This is a genomic window from Xanthomonas sp. NCPPB 2250 (assembly GCF_056725265.1).
Genome location: NZ_CM161520.1, coordinates 2,663,222 through 2,685,748, shown reverse-complemented (window position 1 = coordinate 2,685,748; position 22,527 = coordinate 2,663,222). Strand labels below are relative to the sequence as shown.

Sequence of the window (22,527 nt, the reverse complement as noted above, 5' to 3'; positions counted from 1 at the left end):
GCCGTCGAGGGGCGCTGGCGACGGGGTTGGAAGCTTCAACGAAGGGGGCCGATCCGGATGCTCGAGGTCCTGAACCGATACTCGCACGGCATGGTGCTGGTGCCGTTCGTGGATGCCATGCGCAGGCAGGAGTGCCTCGCGTACATGGCGTCGGCCGGCCGATTTTCCGCCGCGTCCCTGTGCGGACGTTTCACGTGCAACGAAGGATACGTGGCGGTCGCGCTTCGCATGTTCCACACGGTAGGCTGGATCGAGGCGGCGGGTGACGACCATTGGCAGGTTACCGAGGCGTTCGCCGCCCATGCGGCGATTCCCGACCGCATCATGGAGCTGTACCGGTTTCCGTTCGACGGCTACGCCAGGGGGAGCGCGAAACGCTCCCTGCGTCGCTGGCTCGAACGCTCCGCCGACGGCTGGGATGCAGCCGACGAACGCCTGCGTGATTACCTCGACGGCGTGTTCGCGATTCCCCTCCTGCTCGCGCTCGAACACCACGGACGGGTGCGCCGGGGGACGACGGATGCGGAGGGACGCATCGCGCTCGACCTCGAGCTGGCCGACGGACCGCGACGCGAGATCGAGGCGTGGCTGCTAGCCAAGCGCTGGATACGGTGCGACTCCGAGAGATTGTGCCTGCTTCCCTCGGGTCAGTCGATGCTGGATCGGATCCGCACCACGGCGGCGCTGGCATCCTACCGGCCGATGTTCGCGCAAACCGCGACACTGCTGAGCGGCGTGCCGGACGACGTGTTCGCGCTCGACGGGAAGGGCCACGAGAAGCACTTGGACCGGACATTGAACGTGGTAGGCAGCGGTTTCCAGCACCAGCGATATTTCGCCGCGCTCGCCGGATTCGTGCTGCGCTGTTTCGATACCGACGACATCGCCACGCAGCCGGCATGCCTGGCCGATACCGGATGCGGCGACGGTACGCTGCTGCGGACGCTCTACGACAAGGTGCTCGCCGAAACGAAGCGGGGCACGGCGATCGACCGGCATCCGTTGAGGCTGGCGGCGATCGACTGGAACACCAAAGCGTTGCGGCAGTCGGCGCTGACGCTCGCGGGGACGCCGCACACAACACTCAAGGGAGACATCGGCGATCCGGCGACCATCGTCGCCGACCTTGGCCGCCTGGGCATCGGCACGCCCGACGATGTGCTGCACGTGCGTTCGTTTCTCGACCACGATCGCCCCTATCATCCACCTGTCGATGCAACGGAGGCGGCCACCCGCCGCGTCGTCGGCGTGGACGGCGTCTTCATCGATCATGCGGGCAGACGCATACCTGCGCGCGACGTGATGCAGAGCACGGTCGAGCACCTTCGTCGCTGGGGCGACGTCGTTGGTGACGATGGGCTACTGCTGCTGGAAGTGCATTCGCTGCCCACGGCGATCAGCGCGGCGTTCATCGACGAAGCCGAGAGCCTGCATTTCGACGCTTACCACAGCATGTCGAGGCAGTTCCTGCTCGACGCGCGCAGCTTCGTGCTCGCCGCCGCGGAGGCAGGCCTGTTCTGTGACGACGGCGACTGGCAGAGCTATCCGCAGCGGATGGGCTTCACGCGTATCACGGTCAATCATTTTCGTCGCCATCCCTACGCGGTGCGCCACCTGCACCTCGATGAAGACCTCGACTGGCTGGCAGCGACTTCGGTCTGGCGGGCGCCGGGCGACATGCCCGATTGGGCGGCGCTCGCGGACACCACGCTCGTCCTGGTGAGGGACGGGCGTGTCCGCGCCGCGGTCGCATGGCGCGAGGACGGGCTGCGCCGTCGTGTCAGCCTGCAAGGCGCGTGGGTCCTGCCTGCCGGAGGAGGCCGCGGCGACGATCTCGCCCCGTTGCTGGCGTTCGCCGCGCATTATCTCCTGGTCGACAAGACCTTCGAGGCACTGGAAGACGTCGACGCCTGCCGTGCCGCTCTCGCTGAGTGGCGTGACGCATCGCGTGACGCATGGGTCGAGACCATCGCGGCCATGGGAACCGCCGCGGCTCGACGGGCCCTCGCACCAGGGCTGGCTCCCCGCGACTGGGAAGCCGAGCTGGCGGACGTCGCGCTGCGATGCGTCATGGCGTGGCTGCATGGTGACGTCGGCCTGGCAAGGGGCGGTGCGCGTCTCAAGGCCGACGTGGTGGCGAACCTGGGCGTGCTGCCCAAGTACCATCGCTACGTGGACGCACTGCTGTCGCGGCTGCACGCGCACGGCCTGCTGCGCATCGATGGCGACGCCATTGCCCTCACCGCCCCGTCGCAAGACGCCGCCGCCGATGTCGATGTCGATGCGTTCGAGCGCGACTTCGTGGCGCGCTACCCGCATGCGTCGGCCCATCTGCGGTTCATCCGGGGTCCGCTCCGGCAATTCGCCGACGTGCTGGACGGTCGGGTCGGCGCCGCGTCGGCCATGTTCCCCGACGGCGACATGCAGGCGTTCGGTGGCATCTTCCATGGCGAGCCGCTGTCGGATTACATCAACGCCCTGATCGCCGCAGCCGTGGGCGCGCGACGCGACGCCTGCGCCACCGCGCCAATGCGCATCCTTGAAATCGGTGCCGGAACCGGGGGAACGACGATGCCGGTGCTGCGCACGCTCGGCGAATCGGCCGGGGTGTCCTATGTGTTTTCCGATCTCTCGCCGGCCTTCCTGCGACGCGCGCAGACTTTCCTGGTAGATCGCTATCCGTACGTCGGCTTCCAGGTGCTCGACATCGAAGGCGATCTCGCGGCGCAGGGCTTCGCCGCTGGCACCTACGATGTCGTGATCGCGGCCAACGTGCTGCACAACACGCGCGACATCGCCTTCACGCTCGGCCAGGTAAGCGCGCTGCTCGCGCCGGGCGGCATCTTGCTCCTGGCGGAATACACCGAAGCCAAGACGTGGCTGCTGTTCAGTGGCGGCCTGTTGCATGGCACGTGGCAGTTCGAAGACGGCGAGAAACGACTGGACGATTTCTGCCTGCTCGGCGTGCCGCGGTGGCGGAGCGAACTGGCTGCGGCCGGTTTCGTCGACGTGTCGGCGTTCGGGTTGCCTTCGGCGGCCTCCGTCGACGTCTCCGGGCATACCGTCTTCGCCTGCCGCGTGCCGGACGGAGCTGCGCGGAACATCGCCCCGCGCGCACCGGCGGCCCCCGCGCGTGGCGCTCCGGTTTACGAGGATACGCAGTTCATGGCATCACCCGATACCGATCCTTCCGCCGTCGATCCGGCCTTCGAGTCCCTGGTTCGCGACCATGTGATGGAGATCCTCGGCGAACGCCGCGCAGCGGCCTTCGACGCGCACCGGCCGTTGATGCAACTGGGGCTCGATTCGGTCGAGCTGGTGGAACTCAAAGGCACGATCGGGCGTGCGGTCGGCGTGAAGCTGGCGCCCGCGTTCCTGTTCGAAAACGAAACCGCCGCCAAGGTGGCCGCCGCCCTCGCCGACATGGTGACGACGCAGCGGCCGGCCATGTCGCGAGCGCCGGCCGAGCCCGAGCAGGCGCCGCTGCCCGCCGAAAGGCGGGCCATCGCCGTCATCGGCATCGCCTGCCGCCTGCCTGGAGCGAACAGCGCCGAGGCGTTCTGGCAGCTACTGCGCGACGGCCGTCACGCCATCGCCTCGCTTGAGCGGCGGTGGCGTTGGCCCGAAGGTGTGGACCTCATGGGCGAACATGCGGGCATCGACCGCGCGGGGCTGCTTGACCGGATCGATGCCTTCGACGCCGACTTCTTCCACATCTCGCCGCACGAAGCCGAACGGCTCGATCCGCAGCAGCGCCTGCTCCTGGAGCTGAGCTGGGAGGCGATGGAGCGCAGCGGCTATCGGCCGTCGCAGCTCGCTGTCCATCGTACCGGCGTTTTCGTCGGTGCCTGTCACAACGACTACCGCGACGTACTCGCGCGCGCGCCAGGCGCCGGCGATGCCTACGTCGGCACCGGAAGCGCACTGTCGATGCTGGCCAACCGCCTGTCGTACGTCTACGACTTCAATGGTCCCAGCGTATGCATCGATACCGCATGCTCCAGCGCCTTGGTGGCCATGGACCGCGCTGTGCAGTCCTTGCGCGGCGGGGAATGCGATACCGCGTTGCTGGGTGCGGTGAATCTGCTGTGCAGCCCCGTCAACAGCGTGGCCTATTACGAATCGGGCATGCTCTCGAAGACGGGCCGCGTGCGCGCCTTCGACACGGCGGCCGATGGTTTCGTGCGCGGCGAAGGCGCCGTGATGCTGGTGCTGAAACCGTTGGTGCAGGCCGTGGCGGATGGTGACATCATCCACGGCACCATCCTGGGAACGGCGGTCGGCCATGGCGGCCGCGCTGCGTCGCTGACGGCGCCCAAGCCGGCGTCGCAGGCATCCGTGATCGAGCGGGCGATGCACGACGCGGGCGTGCGCGCCGACGACCTGCAGTACATCGAAGCGCACGGCACCGGCACGCCGCTCGGCGACGTCGTCGAGATCGCCGGATTGCGTGAGGCCCTGATGCGGGTACCGGGCGAGGTGGCGCCGAGCTGCGCCATCGGCTCGGTGAAGACAAACATCGGACACCTGGAAGGCGCCGCCGGCCTTGCCGGTGTGGTCAAGGTCCTTTTGTCGATGGATCGCGGTACCTTGCCCGCCAGCCTCGGCTTCGGGACCGCCAATCCGGGACTGGGCCTCGGCGACGGTCCGCTGCGCGTCGTCGAAGCTACGTCGCCGTGGCCGCGTCGCATGTTCGCCGACGGTCGCGGAGCGCCGCGCGTGGCCGGAGTGAGTTCCTTCGGTTTCGGCGGCGTCAATGCGCATGCCATCCTCGCCGAGGCGCCCCTGCCGGCGCGTCGGGAACCGGTCTGCACCGCCGGGGTGCACCATCTGGTGCTGTCGGCGCGCAACGAAGCGCAGTTGCGTGGCAGGGTCGCCGCGCTGCGCGCCGACCTCGATCGGATCGACGACGAAGCGCGACTGGGCGACGTCGCCTGGACGCTCCAGCACGGTCGTGATCCGATGGAGAAACGCCTGGCGGTGACGGTGACATCGCTTGCCGACGCGCGGCAACGGCTCGATGCCGTTCTCGCCGACGACGATGCGATGGCCGCCTCGATGGAAAGCACCGACACCGACGCGCTGCTGGACCACTGGCTAGCAGGCGGAGAGGTGGACTGGAGCACGCACCCCGACGCGTTCCCCGGTCGGCGTATCGAGTTGTCCAGCTATCCGTTCGCGCGCACGCGCTACTGGATAGACCACGGTGCCGCTGCTTCGCATCCGGCCCCCATCCTCACGTGCGCCCATTTGACGCGTGCACCGGCGGACACGCGCAGCGACGTGGGCGAACGCCATGTGCTGCTGCTCCAGGGAGCCGATGACGTCACGCCATTCGACCAGGTCGCCGCGGCCTTCCAGAGCCGTGACGGGGTCATCTGCGATCGATGGGTCATCGTCGCGCACGATCCGGCCGAGTCGTACGAACGGTCAGGCTGGCGCCTGCTGGAATACCTCAAGCGCGTTGTCGCGACTTCGCCACGAGGCGACATCCTCATCCAGGTGGCCTATGCGAACTCGCCGGGGACGCTGCTGCGCGGCCTGGGCGGATTGTTGAAGACCGCGCAGCGGGAGAACCCGCGCTTCGGCGTGCAGCTGATCGAAGGCGACGCGAACGACGATGCGCGGGCTTGGGTCGATGCCATCGACGCGGGCTCGCGCATGGCGGTGGTCGAACTGCGGCATGCCGGTGGCGTACTTGAGACGCGGCAGATGACCGTGCTCGAAGGGAGCGTCACGCGGATGCCGTGGCGCCCCGACGGCACGTATCTGGTCACCGGTGGAGCGGGTGGTCTCGGCCTGGCCTTCGTCGAGGAACTGTTCGCGCGCACGCCGGCGGCCCACGTGTTCTTGGTTGGCCGCTCGCCGTTGCGCGGCGAGGCCGCCTCGCGCGTTGCCGCGTGGCGGGCGTCGGGCCGCTCGGTCGACTATCGCCAGGTGGACGTGGCGCGGAGGGACGAGGTGATCGCCCTGCTTCGCGACATCGAGGATGCGCGCGGCGCGCTCCACGGCGTGCTGCACGCCGCGGGCGTGATCCGTGACAGTTACCTGTTGCGGAAGACGCCGGAGGAATACGCACAGGTGATGGCGCCGAAGCTCCACGGTGCATTCAACCTCGACGTGGCGATCGGCACGCGTCCGCTCGACTTCTTCGTGCTGTTTTCCTCGGTGGCCGGCACCGATGGCAACGCGGGGCAGGGCGACTATGCCGCGGCCAACGCTGCGCTGGACGCCTTCGCCCGGCAGCGCGCCCGCCGCGTGGCCGACGGCGAACGCCACGGCCAGACGCTTTCCATCGCGTGGCCGTGGTGGTCCGGCGGCGGCATGCGCATACCGGATGCCACGGCCGAGGAACTGCGCTCGCAAGGGGTGGCGCCGCTCGGCACGGACGACGGCATCGCCGCGTTCTACCTGGCGCTCGGCAGCCGTGCGGCGGCGGTCGCGATCGCCGCGCCGTCCACCGCGCCGTCCACCGCGACGGTCGCGCCGCTTGCGCCGGTCGTGGCGTTTCCGCAGCCTTCGGCGCGGACGATGGATGCGCTGGCCCTCGCGGAGGCCCTGGCGCAACGCCTGAAGCATCTCCTTGCCGAGGTCAGCGGGCAGCCGCCCGAGCGGATCGATCCCATGGCGCCGCTGGAACGCTACGGCATCGATTCGATGATGGTGCTGCAGTTGAACAAGCGCCTCGGCGCCGTGTTCGAGCGGCTGTCGAAGACGGTGTTGTACGAACACGCCACATTGCGCTCCCTGCGCGACCACCTGCTTTCGCAGTATCCCGAGGCATGCTCGCACTGGTGTGACGTCGGGCATGCGACACCCGTCGCCGCTCCGGCCACGCCCGGCAACGCGATGCCCGCTCCACGGGACGCGGCGCGGGAACCTATCGCGGTCATCGGCATGGCCGGGCAATACCCAGGGGCACGCGACCTGCGTACGTTCTGGGAAAACCTGAGCGAGGGGCGCGACTGCATCGGCGAGATTCCGCCCGAGCGCTGGTCGCTGGAGGACTTCTACGACCCCGACGAACTCCAGGCCAGCTCGCGCGGGCGCAGCTACGGCAAATGGGGCGGCTTCATCGACGGATTCGACGAGTTCGATGCGCTGTTCTTCGGTATCGCTCCTCGCGATGCCGACATGATGGACCCACAGGAGCGCCTCTTCCTGCAGACGTGTTGGGAGGCGGTGGAAGACGCCGGCTATACGCGTGAATCCCTCGACGCGCGGCATGACCGGTCGGTGGGCGTGTTCGCGGGCGTGACCAAGACGGGCTTCGACCTGTACGGCCCCGCGCTCTGGCGCCGGGGTGAGGCGCTGACCCTGCATACGTCGTTCGCCTCGATCGCCAACCGCGTGTCGTTCGTGATGAACCTGCAAGGCCCGAGCATGCCCGTGGACACGATGTGCTCCGCGTCGCTCACCGCCATCCACGAAGCCTGCGAGCACCTGTTGCGCGACGAATGCGAGCTCGCGCTCGCCGGCGGCGTGAACCTTTACCTGCACCCTTCGAGCTACGTCTACATGTGCGCGACGCGCATGCTGTCGCCCAGCGGCCGCTGCCGTACCTTCGGTGCAGGCGCCGACGGCATGGTGCCGGGCGAGGGCAGCGGGGCGGTGCTGCTCAAGCGCCTGTCGAGGGCGCTCGCTGATCGCGATCCCATCCATGGCGTGATCCTCGGCACGAGCATCAACCACGGTGGCAGGACGCACGGCTACACCGTGCCGAACCCCCTCGCGCAGCGCGACCTGGTGTCCGCCGCGCTGACCCGTGCGGGAGTGGACGCCCGTTCCATCGCTTACGTCGAGGCCCACGGCACCGGCACTGAACTGGGCGATCCGATCGAGATCGCCGGTCTCACGCAGGCGTTCGAACGCAGCACCTCGGACCGCCAGTTCTGCGCCATCGGTTCGGTGAAGACGATGATCGGGCACGCGGAAAGCGCCGCGGGCATCGCCGGTCTTACCCGGATACTCCTGCAGATGAAGCACGGTGCGCTCGCACCCAGCCTGCACGCGGAAGAGACCAACCCGCACATCGACTTCACGGCGACGCCGTTCTTCGTCCAGTCGCGCCTGGCGCCATGGCCCCGGCAGCGTGTGGAGATCGACGGCGTCGAACGCGAACGGCCGCGTCGCGCGGGTGTGTCGTCGTTCGGCGCCGGCGGTGCCAATGCGCACGTCATCGTGGAGGAGTACGTGGCGCCGGCCGGCGAACCGGCCGCATCGTCCGCCCCGCGACCGGCGATCATCGTGCTTTCCGCGAAAAGCGTCGCCGCGCGGCGGGCGGTGGCCGCTCGCCTGCTGCACGCCATCGGGGCCGACCGGCTCGGCGACGGCGACCTGCATGACGTCGCCCATACCTTGCAGGTGGGCCGCGAGGCGATGTCGCACCGGCTGGCGTTCGTCGTCGATTCGATGGACGCGCTGCGCCAGCGCTTGCATGCCATTGCCGACGGCGAGTCGGTGGAGGGCGTGTACCTGGGCGACGGGACGGCGGTCCCCGAGGGACTCGCCGCGCTGGTCGACGCCGCGGATGTGGCGCGCCTCGCCTCGGCATGGCTAGAGAACGGCGACTATCGCAAGGTCTGCGAGCTATGGGTGAGCGGCTTGGCCATCGATTGGCACGTGGTGCCGGAGAGCGCCATCGCCCGTCGCCGCTCGCTGCCGACCTACCCGTTCGAGCGGACGCGTTACTGGATCGCGCAGCGTGCCATGGAAGCCATGCCGAACGTCGATGCGCCCCTTGCGTCAACGGCCCGCGACGCGGCGACGGGAAAGCCCAACGCGATCGCGCTGCGCTCGCTTGCGGCGCCTACGGCGATCAGGACGGAACGTCCCACGGCGCCCACCGTCCGCTCCGCGGCCGCCGAAAGTGCCGCGGTCGCGCCACCCGCGCTGGCCGTGGCCGTGGCGCCCGCCACGCCCCTCTTACGTCGTCGCGATCCGCGCGCGATCGAGGCGGAACTCGGTCAGATGCTGGGTCGCGCGCTGTACATGGAAGCGGAAGACATCGATCCGCGCAAACCATTCGCGGAACTGGGGCTGGACTCCATCATCGGCGTCGAGTGGTTGCGCGCGGTCAATGCGCATTTCCACCTACGCCTGCCCACCGCCAAGATCTACGACTGCCCCACGTTGGCGCAGATGGCCTCGCACGTGGTCCAGGTGCTCGAGCGGCAGGCCGACACCACGGCCGTGGACACCCCCGTGCCTCTGGCGGACGAGGTGCTGCGCGAGGACGTTGCATCCTGCGTCGGTATGCCGACGGCACCGACGCGTACGTCGTCACTGCACGATGACGCTGTCGTTCCGAAGACCTTCGCGTCGGAGGCGATCGCGATCGTCGGCATGTCGGGGCGCTATCCCGGAGCCGAAGACCTCGACGCGTTCTGGAATCGTCTCGCCGACGGCGTCGACTGCGTGACCGAGGTCCCGCCGGACCGTTGGGCCACCGATCGCTACGACGTGGCCTGCCGATGGCTTGGCGTCGTGGACGACATCGACGCATTCGATCCTTTGTACTTCGGCATCTCGCCGGCCGAGGCGGAGCTGATGGATCCGCAGCACCGCCTCTTCCTCCAGGAGGCGGCACGCGCGTTCGACGACGCGGGATGCCGGCCGGCCGACCTCGGGGGCGCCCGCTGTGGCGTGTATCTCGGCATCATGGGCAACGAGTACGGGCAGATCATCCTGCGCCATGGCGTCACGGCCGACAGCACCGGCAACAGCGGCGCGATCGCCGCCGCGCGCATCGCGTACCTGCTCGACCTCAAGGGCCCTGCGATCGCCATCGACACGGCGTGCTCGTCGTCGCTGGTGGCGACGCACCTGGCCTGCCAGGCATTGCGCCACGGCGAGGTGGACATGGCGCTGGCTGGCGGCGTAACGCTTTATCTCGCGCCCGAGCTCTACGTGACCATGAGCGCGGCGGGCATGCTGTCCAGCGACGGTCGCTGCAAGACGATGGACGACGGGGCGAACGGCTTCGTGCCTGGCGAAGGCGTAGGCGCGCTGGTGCTCAAGCGGCTGTCGGACGCGGAAGCGGCGGGAGATCCGATCCACGGGGTGATCCTGGGGTCGGGAATCAACCAGGACGGCAAGACCAACGGCATCACCGCGCCGAGCGCGGTGCGGCAGGCGGAACTGCAGCGGGAGGTGTATGCGCGCCACGGGATCGATCCGGCGACGATCGGCTACGTGGAGATGCACGGCACGGGAACCAAGCTGGGCGACCCGATCGAACTGGAAGCGTTGCGCAGCGTGTACGAAGCGGCCGGCGTGGGTCGGCAGCGGTGCGTGCTGGGCTCGGTCAAGAGCAACATCGGCCACACCTCGGCGGCGGCCGGGGTGGCGGGGGTACACAAGGTATTGCTGTGCCTGCGTCACGGGGAACGGGTGCCGAGCCTGCACTTTGCGACGCCTAACGAGCATTTCGATTTCGCCACGTCGCCGTTTCGGGTGGGTACCGCGCGGGAACCGTGGGCGCGCGTCGACGGCGCGCCGCGGCGCGCGGCGGTCAGTTCGTTCGGCTACAGCGGCACCAACGCGCATCTGGTGATCGAGGAATACGTCGATGCGCGTCGCCCGGCGATGCACGGTCAGGTGCCGCGCGGGGCATCCTCGCTGTTCGTGCTGTCCGCGCGCACCGGGGAACGCCTGCGCGCGCAGGCCGGTCGCGTGCTCGCCTGGATGGACGCCCACGAGACGCTGGACGTGGAGGCGTTCACGTACACGCTGCAGGTGGGCCGCGAGGCGATGGAACATCGGATCGCGTGCGCATTCGAAAGCGTGAACGCGTTGCGTGCCACGTTGCGCGCATTCGTCGCGGGCGAGCGCCATGTCGACGGCCTGCATCAGGGCGAGATCCGGCGCCATCGCGAGGCATTGGCAGCCTTCACCGCCGACGATGACCTGCACGGCGCGGTCGATGCGTGGATCGCCAAGGGCAAGTACGACAAGCTGCTCGACCTTTGGGTGAAGGGGCTGGACGTCGACTGGAAATCGCTGCGTAAGGGTGTGCAGCCGCGAAAGCTATCGTTGCCGCCGTACCCGTTCCGCAAGCAGCGCTTCTGGGTCGGCGGCGACGCACCGCCGCCTACCGCTCCCGATCCGCCGCCGACCGCGCGACGAGACGATCGCGCGGCGTCGCCGCTGACGTTCGTGCCGCGCTGGAGCGCGGTATCGCGGTCGTCCGCGGAACAGGCGATCTCCACGGCGGCGCGCACGCTGGTCTTCGGCGCGGACGAGACCGACGAACGCGCAATCCGCGAACGCTACGCCAACGCGCGATTCGTCGGCGCCGCGACCTGCGCCGACGTGGCGACACTCGTCGACACGTTGCACGAGGAGAGCGTTGAACACGTGGTGTGGATCGCCCGCGAGTGCATGGGCGATCACGACGAATACGACGAGGAGGCGATGCTCGCCGCCCAGGAGAGCGGGCTGCTGCCATGCTTCCGCATGCTGCGCGCACTCGCCGACCTCGGTTATGGCTCGCGCCGCCTCGACTTGACGGTGGTGACCTGGCGGACGCAACGGGTGATCGCGGACGAACCCATCTATCCGGGCCATGCCGGACTGCATGGCCTGATGGGTTCAGTCGCCAAGGAATACCTTCTGTGGAACGTCCGCTGCGCCGATCTCGCCCACGAAGGGGACCTTCCGCTGGCCGAGCTCGCTCAGCTACCCGGCGGAGCCGACGTCCACGCGCGCAGGCAAGGAGAATGGTTCCACCGCCGCCTCGTCGCGTTCGAGGAAGGCGAAGAGGAGCGAACGGCGTATCGCGAGGGGGGCGTCTACGTCATCGTCGGAGGCGCAGGCGGGCTGGGCGAAGTGCTCAGCGAACACCTCATCCGCCACCATCGCGCATACGTCGTCTGGATAGGCCGCCGCGCCGAGGATGACGACATCGCCTCGCGTATCCGGCGATTGAGCGCGCTGGGGCCGGCGCCGTTGTACATCCGCGCCGACGCGCGCGACCGCGCCGCGATGGAAGCCGCACGCAGCGAGATACTGGATCGGTACGGCGCCATCCACGGCGTGGTGCATTCGGCCATCGTTCTGCTCGACCAGGGCATCGGCGGCATGGACGGAGCGCGATTCCGCGCGGCGCTTTCGGCCAAGACCGATGTCTGCGTCCGGCTGGCCCAGGTGTTCTCCGCGGATGCGCTCGATTTCGTCCTGTTCTTTTCGTCGTTGCAGAGCTTTGCGCGGCTTCCGGGGCAGGGCAACTATGCGGCTGGCTCGGCCTTCGAGGATGCGTTCGCCGATTGGTTGGGGCACCACCGGGCCCAGCGGGTGAAGGTGGTGAACTGGGGTTACTGGGGAACTGTCGGATGCGTGGCGCTGGCCGAGTACGCCGAGCGTTTCGCGCGCCAGGGCACCGTGTCGCTCGATCCGGCCGAGGCCATGCGCGCGCTGGACCGCATGATGGCGGGCGCGCCCTTCCAGGTAGCGATCACCGGATCGCTGGGACTGGAGCACGGACAGTCCGGCTACATCGATGCGCAAGACGTGATAGAGACGGCACCGCCGGCCGGTACGCGCGGCGCCGGCACCATCGACCGTGACCATGACGCGTCGCCGTTCCATGACGCGTCGGGCGATCTGGTTGATGGGCTCGACCGACACCTGCTCGCCGTGCTGTTCGGGCAACTGCGCGACATGGGCCTGTTCGGCGCGGAAGGGACGACGGTCGACGCATGCCGGCGCCACGCGGGCATCGTCGCACGCCATCACGCGTGGTTCGATGAAACCGTGGCGTTGCTGTGCAGGCACGGCCTGCTCGCGTGGCGGGACGGTCGCGTGTGCGCGGGCGACGACGCACCGGCTGGTGACCCGTGGCCGGCATGGCACGCGCACGCCGCCTGGTGGAGAGCATTGCCCGTGCTGCGCGGTCAGGTGGTATTGCTCGAGACCATGCTTCGCGCCTTGCCCGGGATACTGCGCGGCGAATGCGCGGCCACCGACGTCATGTTCGCCGATGGCATGGATGCCGTGGTGGAGACGATCTACCGCGACCACGCCTTGGCCGACCATGCCAACGGCGCGATGGCGGCGGCACTGGATGCATACGTCAAACGGCGGGTGCTGGAAGATCCGGCCGCCCGCATCCGCGTCCTGGAAATCGGTGCAGGCACCGGCGGAAGCACCGGCGCGATGCTGGCCTCGCTGGAGCGCCATGCGGAGAACATCAGCGAGTACGCTTTCACCGACCTGTCGGCGGCTTTTCTGCTCAGGGCACGCGATCGTTTCGCCGACCGCTATCCTTTTCTTTCTACCAAGCCGCTCGACATCGCCGCGGAGCCGGGCGCCCAGGGTTTCGTCCATGGTGGGTACGACGTGGTGGTGGCGGCGAACGTGCTCCACGCGACGGCCGATATCCGTCGCACGGTGCGTCACGTCAAAGCCCTGCTGCGACGCCATGGCCTGCTGCTGATGCAGGAAATGTCGGCCAACTCGCCGACCTCCCACCTCACCTTCGGCCTCCTCGACGGCTGGTGGCTCGTCAAGGACCCCACCTTGCGCCTACCGGGTTGTCCAGCGCTGTCGTTCGACGGATGGAAGCGTGTGCTGGCCGAGGCGGGCTTCGACGCGCCGTCGCTCGTCGCAACTACCGGCCATCCCTACGCACAGCAGGTTATCGCGACGCATGGCGACGGACTGGTGCGACGGCCGCGCGCGTCGACGGAGCAGCCCGGTGACCTTTCCGCACCGGCCCTCGGGTCGCTCGCCGATCCGGTCGCGACGACCGGCATGCCATCCGTGGACGATCCGCTCGTGCATGTGCGCGACACCGTCGCCGCATGCGTATGCGGCGTGCTGCGCCTACCGGCTGCCGACCTCGATCCCGACGTTGCGCTCGTGCACTACGGCATGGATTCGATCAGTGCCGGGCATCTGATCCAGCGGATCAACGCGGCGCTCGGCCTCCCGCTGGTCACCACCGATCTGTTCGACCACGGAAGCGTGGATCGCCTCACGGACTACATCGGCCAGGCCCATGGCGATGCGTTGCGGCGCACGGCAGCGCGGAAGCAGCGGGCGGCGCCGGTCGCGACCCAGCCCGAGATGGCGACCGAGGGGCGCGACGCGATCGCGATCGTGGGCCTCAGCACACGTTTTCCTGGCTCGCCCGATGCCGACGCCCTGTGGGATAACCTCGCGAACGGCCGCGAGCTCGTGACGCGGGTCGATCGCTGGCCGATGCCGCCGGCGGACGTCGCCAAGGACGTCGCCAAGGGCGGAATGCAGCCGTTGCGCGAGTGGCGCGGCGGTCTGCTGGAAGGCATCGACGAATTCGATCCGTTCTTCTTCAACATCTCCGGCATCGAAGCCACCTATATGGATCCGCAGCAGCGATTGTTCCTCGAGGAATCCTGGAAGGCGCTGGAAAACGCGGGCTATGCCGGTGCCTCGGTCCAGGGCAGCCGTTGCGGCGTGTACGTCGGCTGCAACGCCGAGGACTATTCGCGCCTGCTCGATCACGTGGAGCCGGCGCAGGCCTTGTGGGGCCAGGCGGTGTCGCTGCTGCCCGCCAGGATTTCCTATTACCTCGATCTGCAGGGGCCGGCGATCGCGGTCGATACCGCATGCTCCAGTTCGATGGTGGCGATGCACATGGCCTGTCAGGGCTTGTGGGGCGGTGAAATCGACATGGCGCTGGCCGGTGGCGTCTACGTGCGCTGCACGCCCTATTTCTACCTGGCTTCCGCGCGCGCGAACTTGCTGTCGCCGACTGGCCGCTGCCACACGTTCGACGATCGCGCGGACGGCTTTGTCCCCAGCGAGGGCGTCGCCGCATTCGTGCTGAAGCGGCTTGCCGACGCGGTGAGCGCCGGCGACCACATCCATGCGCTGGTCGTAGCGAGTGCGATCAACCAGGACGGCGCGTCCAACGGCATCACCGCCCCCAGTGGCGCCTCCCAGCAGCGGCTTCTCGCCACCACCTACGAGGCGTTCGGCATCCATCCCCGCCAAATCCAGATGGTGGAGGCGCACGGCACGGGGACGAAGCTGGGCGATCCGATCGAATACCTGGCGCTGAAACGCACCTACACCGCAGCCGCCGTGCCGCGCGGCCACTGCGCACTGGGCTCGATCAAGGCGAACGTCGGCCATGCCATCGCCGCGGCCGGCGCGGCGGGCGTGATGCGCGCGCTGCTGTCGCTCCGGCACCGGCGGATTCCGCCCGCCGTCAACTTCGAGCGGGCCTCGTCGCACATCGATCTGTCCGACGGGCCGTTCTACGTCAACACGACCCTGCGCGACTGGCACGTCGCGGACGGCCAGCGACGGCTGGCGGCTGTCAGTTCGTTCGGACTCAGCGGCACCAACGCCCACATGGTGCTCGCCGAGGCCCCCGAGCCGGCCGTCGTGGAACGCGAGGACGCGCCCGCGTGGCTCGTGGTGCTGTCGGCGAAGACGCGGGCCCAACTCGTCGAACAGGCGAGGCGCCTGGCTGCGCACTTGGCGCGCGACGCCATGCACATCGCGGACGTCGCCTTCACGCTGCTGGCTGGCCGCAAGCATTTCGAACATCGCCTGGCATGCGTCGTCGCCGACACCGGCGACCTCGTCGAGCGGCTCGAACGCTGGCTTCGGGAGATGCCGGAAGGCGACGTGCGCAGCGCGCACCTTGCCGGCAAGCGCGTCCGCGACGATGTGCTCGCCGACGGCGCGGCAGTTCTGGCGCACTGCCGCGCCAGCGCCGGAACGGACGCGTGGCGGCCCGGGCTGGCGGCGCTGGCGGAAAGTTACCTGCGCGGCTACGTACCCGATGCCACGGTGTTGTTCGGCACCGGCGGCGGGCGCCGGATACCGTTGCCGACCTATCCTTTCGCGCGCGAGCACTACTGGGTGGGGCATGCCGACCCGGCCGTTCCCATGGCAACCGTGACGCCGGAAGCACCGGCACATCGCTCGATGCTGAGCACCGCCACGCCCGGTGCGAACGAGTCGACGTTCGGCGGTCGCCTGGACGGAAACGAAGTGTTCCTGCGCGACCACGTAGTGAACGGCGCACGCGTCATGCCGGCGGTGGGCTACGTGGAATTGATGCGTGACGGCCTGTCGCGAGCGCATGCGTACGCCGATCAGACAGCCCGTGTGTTGCGCCTGAGCCACGTGGGCTGGTCGCAGCCGCTGGTGGTCGGCGAAACGCCGGTGGAGGTGCGGATTTCGCTGGATCCGCGTGACACGGGCGGCTTTTCCTACGAAGTGCGCAGCCAGTCGGGCGGGCAGGTTGACGAGTCGCGGCTGCACTCGCGTGGCACCGCCGAGTGGGTGGTCGGTGAACCCGCCACATGCGTGGACCCGGCCGAACTCGACCGCCGTTGCGAACGAAGCCTCGACACAACGGCGTGCTACCACGCGTTCGCTGCGCGTGGCATCGACTACGGCCCCACACATCGCACGTTGCGGCGGGTGGCCATGGGCCGTGATGCCGCCGGCCGTCCGTACGTGCTGGCGACGCTGGAAGCGCCCGACGCGCCACGCGACGGCGAGGCGACCTTCTTCCTGGATCCGGGACTGATGGATGGTGCATTGCAGGCCACCATCGGCTGGTCCCTCGACGATAAAGCGACGGACGCCTTGCTGGACGCGGGCGGGGCCTGGGTCCCCTACGCGCTGGATCGCGTGGAAGTCCTCGGACCATTGAGCGCCCGGGCCTATGCCGTGCTGACGCGTTCGGCATCGACGCAGGCACACCTGCCGAAGTTCGACATCCGCCTGCACGACGCGGATGGGCTCGAGCGCGTGCGCATCGATGGCTGCACGATGCGCCGGACAGGCGAACGGACGGTTCTGCTGGCGCGCGACTGGCGGAGCGACGCCTCCCCCATGGCGGCCGGGGACGGTCTTCGCCATGCCGTTGTCTGCACGGGGATCGACGACGACGGCCGAAACCACTCGCGTGTCGCCGCATCGCTCGATGCGCTTGCCGGATGGCGCGCCGAACATTGGGACCTGCCGTACGCGGGGACAGCCGAACGATGCGAACGCTACGGCTGGCGGCTGCTCGAAGCGGTACGCGCGCTTTCGTCGGAATCGTCGCGGCAAGACGTGCTCATCCAGGTGGTCGGCGGTGACGAGGTGCTGCTGCGCGGTCTGTCCGGCCTGCTGAAAACGGCGCGTATCGAACATCCGGGGCTGCGCTGGCAGACCATCGAGGCCGATCTGGCGGACGCCACGGATGCCTGGGTCGAGCGCCTGCGCGCCGATGCCGGCCGTGGCGTCGGCGAGATTCGCTATAGAGCAGGCATTCGCGAAGTCGCCACGTGGACGGAAATCGCTCCCGCTTCGACCGGATCGCTTCCATGGCGCGAAGGCGGCGTCTATGTCGTAACCGGAGGCATGGGCGGCCTGGGTATGTCGTTCGCCGAGTACCTTGGACGCAACGTGAAGAACGCCCACGTGGTGCTCGTCGGCCGCTCGGAGCTGGACAACGAACGTCGCCGGCGCCTGCAGGCTTGGCTCGCCCAGGGTTACGCCATCGAATACCGGCAGGCGGACTTGGCCGGGGAGAACGCCGCGCGGGATCTCGTCGACTACGTGCTCCGTCGCTATGGCGCGTTGCATGGCGTGCTCCACGCCGCAGCGGTCGTCCGCGACAGCCTGCTCGCGCGCAAGACCGCCGAGGAATTCGCCGCGGTCTGGCGATCGAAGGTGCACGTCGCCACGCGGCTCGACGACGCCATCGGCGAGCGGGCGCTCGATTTCTTCATCGTGTTCTCCGCCGCGGCGGGCGCGTGGGGCAATCTCGGCCAGGCGGACTACGCCGCGGCCAACGCCTATATGGATGGCTTCGCGCAGGCGCGCCAGGCACGCGTCGTGCGCGGCGAGCGGCAGGGTCGCAGCCTGGCGATCGCCTGGCCGCTGTGGGAAGAAGGCGGCCTGCGCATGTCGGCTCCCGCACGCGACCGCATGGAGCGACAGGGTTTCCGAGCGCTGGCCACCACTGAAGGCATCGCCGCGCTGGAACGCGCATGGGCCACGCCGCATGCCTGCGTGGCGGTGGTGCGCGCGGGCGCGGACTGGCGGCTCGCCGACCCTGCGCCGGCGCCAATGCCTGCGGCGTCCGTCGCCGATGCTCCGGCCACCGCGAGCAATGCTTCGGCCATCTCCCTGGGCGACGCCCCCGACCTCTCGGCGAAGACCCTCGATTTCCTCGCGCGCATGCTGTCTGAGGAAGTGCGCTTCCCACGCGACCGCATCGATGCGACGGAGCCATTCGAGTCCTATGGCATCGATTCCACGCTGGTCATGCAAATGACCGCGCGCCTGGAAGAGAGCTTCGGCCCGCTTTCCAAGACGCTGTTCTTCGAGCACCAGAACCTCGGCGAACTGTGCGATTACTTCCTCCAATCGCACCTGGCGCGGCTGCGCACCCTCCTGGGCGTCGCCGAGACGAAGGTATCGGTCGCGCCGACCCCACCGCCGCCGCCCGTACCGGAGGTGGCGGTGGCTGCGCGCGCGACTATGCCCATGCGCGAGGCCCAGCCTCGGCAGGCGCCGCCGACGGGCGACGGACCGCTAGAAATTGCCATCGTAGGCCTGGGCGGCCGCTATCCCCAGGCCGATACGCTGGAAGAGTTCTGGAACAACCTGCGCGACGGCCGCGACGCCGTCACCGAAATCCCGGCCACGCGTTGGGACCACCACCGCTATTTCGACGCCGAGGTGGGCAAGCCCGGCAAGAGTTACAGCAAGTGGGGCGGATTCATCTCCGGCGTGGACGAGTTCGATCCGCTGTTTTTCAACATGTCGCCGCTGGAAGCGCGCCAGACCGATCCTCAGGAGCGCCTTTTCCTCCAATGCGTCTACCAGGCCCTGGAAGATGCCGGCCAAACACGCGAAAGCCTGCGACGCGCAGGCCGCGTCGGAGTATTCGTCGGTGCGATGTATCAGGAGTACCAGTTGTACGCGGCGCAGGCGCAGGCGCGTGGCGAGGCGCTAGTGGTGGGCGCGAGCCTGGGATCGATCGCCAACCGCATCTCCTATTTCTGCGATTTCCACGGGCCGAGCCTTTCGGTGGACACCATGTGCTCGTCGTCGCTCACCGCGCTCCATCTCGCCTGCCAGAGCCTACGCACCGGCGACTGCGATGTGGCCATCGCCGGTGGCGTGAACGTGTCGGTGCATCCCAACAAGTACCTGATGCTCTCCCATGCGCAGTTCGCGTCGAGCACCGGCCGGTGCACGGCTTTCGCCGCCGGCGGCGACGGGTACGTGCCCGCGGAGGCGGTGGGAGCGGTGTTGTTACGGCCGCTGGCAGCCGCACTGGCCGACCGAGACCAGGTCTACGGCGTGATCAAGGCCATCGAGGTAAATCACGGCGGCCGCACGAATGCCTACACGGTGCCCAGCCCGAAGGCCCAGGCCGAGCTGATCGGACGGGTCATAGAACGCTCGGGCGTACCGCCGCGGGCCATCAGCTACCTGGAGGCACATGGCACCGGCACAGCGCTGGGCGATCCCATCGAGGTCGCAGGCCTCCAGCAGGCCTTCTCGCGCGATGTCGATGCACGGGGGTTCTGCGCGATCGGTTCGGTCAAGTCCAACATTGGCCACGCCGAGAGCGCGGCGGGCATCGCGGGCCTCACCAAGGTGCTCCTGCAGCTGCGGCATGGGGAGCTGGTGCCGAGCCTGCATGTGCGCACGCTGAACCCGCACATCGACTTCGACGGTTCGCCGTTTACCGTGCAACGCGAGCGCGCGCCCTGGCCGCGGCCGATGGTGGTCGAGGCGGGGGGCGTCCGGGAGTACCCGCGCGTCGCCGGCATCTCGTCGTTCGGCGCGGGCGGTTCGAACGCCCACATGATCGTGCAGGAGCATCGCGCCGATGACGTCGCGCGCGTCGACCCTTCGTCGTGGCCGACGCCTGTCGTGCTGCTCTCCGCGCGCAACGAAGACCGGCTTCGCGTTCGCGTGCAACAGCTGCTGGCGATGCTCGAGCGCACGCCCGACGAGGCGATCGACCTGCACGACGTCGCCTATACGCTGCAGGTGGGGCGCGAGGCAATGGACCATCGCCTTGCCGTGGTCGCCGATTCGCACGGGAGGCTGAAGGAGGCGCTGCGCCGCTACCTCGACGGCGATCGCGAGGCCGACGGCATGCACGTGGGCGCGGTCCGCCACGATCGCCTCGCCCAGTCGCTCCTGTCGCCCGACGAGGACATGCAGCGGGCGACGGAGGCATGGCTTGCAAAGGGCCGATACGCCAAGCTGCTCGACCTGTGGGTGGTCGGACTCGCCGTCGACTGGACGCGTCTCTACGGCACCTCGAAGCCGCGCCGGATATCCCTGCCGACCTATCCGTTCGCGCGTCAACGTTACTGGCCCGACGAACCGGTCGTTTCCGCGCCGGCGTCGGTGGCGACGCCGGTCACGGCAGCGGCCCCCTCGTCAGTCGACGACGAGGGTGCGCTCATGCTCGTGCCGGCGTGGGAGCCGGTGCCTGGTTTCGCCAGGGCCACCTCGCCGGTCCTCTCCGGCCGCACGATTGTCATCGGCGCGTCCGCGGAACACGCCGCCTCGCTCGACGGCGTGCAAGGCGGCGCCGAACGGCTGTCCCTGCCGCCCACGGCATCGGTGGAGGACATCGCCATCGTCCTTCGCGGCGCGTCTCGAGTGGCACGGGTGGTCTGGTTCGCTCCTGCACGGGACGCAGCCTGCATCGACGACGCCGATGGCCTGGTCGATGCGCAGGAGGCCGGCGTGATCGCGTGCTTCCGCCTGGCCAAGGCGTTGCTCGCCGAGGGTTACGGCGACACCGACCTGCACTGGACCGTCGTCACCTGGCGGACGCAGGCGGTCTCCGCCGCCGCCGACGTGGACCCCGCGCACGCTGGCGTCCATGGGCTGGTCGGATCCTTCGCGCGGGAGTACCCGCGCTGGCACGTGAGGGGCGTCGACCTGCCACATGGCGGTAACGACGCGCTGCGCGCCCTCGCCGCGATGCCGGACGAGGCTCGCGGCGCAACGCTGGCTTGGCGCCACGGAGTCTGGCACCGGCAACGATTGCTCCCGTACGCGGCCAGGCGTGAGGCGCCAGCGTTCCGGCAAGGCGGCGTGTACGTCGTCGTCGGTGGCGCGGGCGGTATCGGCACCGTGCTCACCGAACACCTCGTCCGGCACTACAAGGCCAGGGTGTGGTGGATCGGTCGTCGCGCGGAAGACGACGACACCATCCGGAGCAAGCTCGACGCATTGTCCCGCCTGGGGCCCGCGCCGATCTACTGCCGCGCGGACGCGGCCGACCGGAGCGCGCTGGAGGAGGTCTGCCGTCGGATCGAAGCCCTGCATCCGACCATCCACGGGGTAGTGCATTCGGCCATCGTGCTCGATGACGCGAGCGTGGAGCGCATGACAGAGTCATCGTTGCGCGCCGCGCTCCGCGCCAAGGTGGACGCGAGCGTGCGTACGGCAGAGGTGTTCCTGCCGCGCTGCCAAGACTTCATGCTGTTCTTCTCGTCGCTGCAGAGCCATTCGCGCAGCGCGGGGCAGGGCAACTACGCCGCCGGTTGCGCATTCAAGGACGCGTTCGCCCAGCGTCTGGCCATGCGTGGCGCCGCGGTGAAGTTGATCAACTGGGGGTATTGGGGCAGCGTCGGTGTCGTCGCCGAACCGGCTTACCGTGACGCGATGGCCGCGCTGGGCATCGGCTCCATCGAACCGATCGAGGGCATGGCCGCACTCGAAGCGGCCATGGCCGATGATGCGGGGCAGCTCGCTTTCGTACGAACGACGCGTCCGGGTGCGCTGGGCGATCTCGTTGGCGACGACCGGATCGAGCGCCTGCCGCCGGGCCTGCCGTCGCTTCCGCCAGCGACCGCGCGCGCCGAGGCCGCCACGCCGCCGCCTGCCGATCCCGTGGAGCTTGAGCGGTCGCAGGCGGTGCTGCTCGGTGTTCAATTGCGCGAGGCGGGCCTATGGAAAATGGAAGACGAGCGCCTCGAAAGCGCCGCGATCCGGCGTTGGCAGGCGGAGCACGTCTGGGCACCGCACCATGCGCGCTGGCTCGCGCGTAGCCTCGACCTGCTGGCGCGGCACGGGGTGCTCCGCGCGGAGGCGGACGGGTACGCCCTGTCGGAAACGGCGCGTGAGGACGCTGCCGTGGTATGGGCGCGCTGGCAGGCGGAACGGCAGGCATGGCGTGAACTGCCCTCCGCGAGCGTGCAGGCCGAGCTCGCGGAATACACGCTGCGCGGCTTGCCCGATGTGCTGTCGGGACGCCGTGCCGCCACCGACCTCCTATTCCCCGACGGTTCCATGTCGCGCGTAGCGCCCGTCTACGCGCGGAACGCGGTCGCGGACCATTTCAATGCGTTGCTCGTCGCGCGGCTGGCTGACTGGATCGAGGCGAGGCGGGAGGCGGATCCGGATGCCCGTCTGCGCTTGCTCGAGATCGGTGCCGGTACCGGCGGCACCAGCGGCGCCGTGCTCGAGCTGATCGATCGGCATGCGCCGGCCGTGGAAACATACGATTACACCGACCTCTCGGGCGCGTTCCTGCGGCACGGTCGCGAT

Annotated in this window: 1 protein-coding gene (running past one end of the window); it reads left to right on the top strand. The window is 68.9% G+C overall.

Annotated features, from left to right (window positions below; genetic code table 11):
* Positions 1 to 57: 57 nt before the first annotated feature.
* Positions 58 to 22,527 carry the 5' portion of an SDR family NAD(P)-dependent oxidoreductase gene (locus AC1PMG_RS10555; protein WP_481108847.1) on the top strand. It continues 828 nt past the right edge of the window, so only the first 22,470 of its 23,298 coding nucleotides appear in the window; its start codon is at positions 58 to 60; its stop codon lies beyond the right edge, outside the window.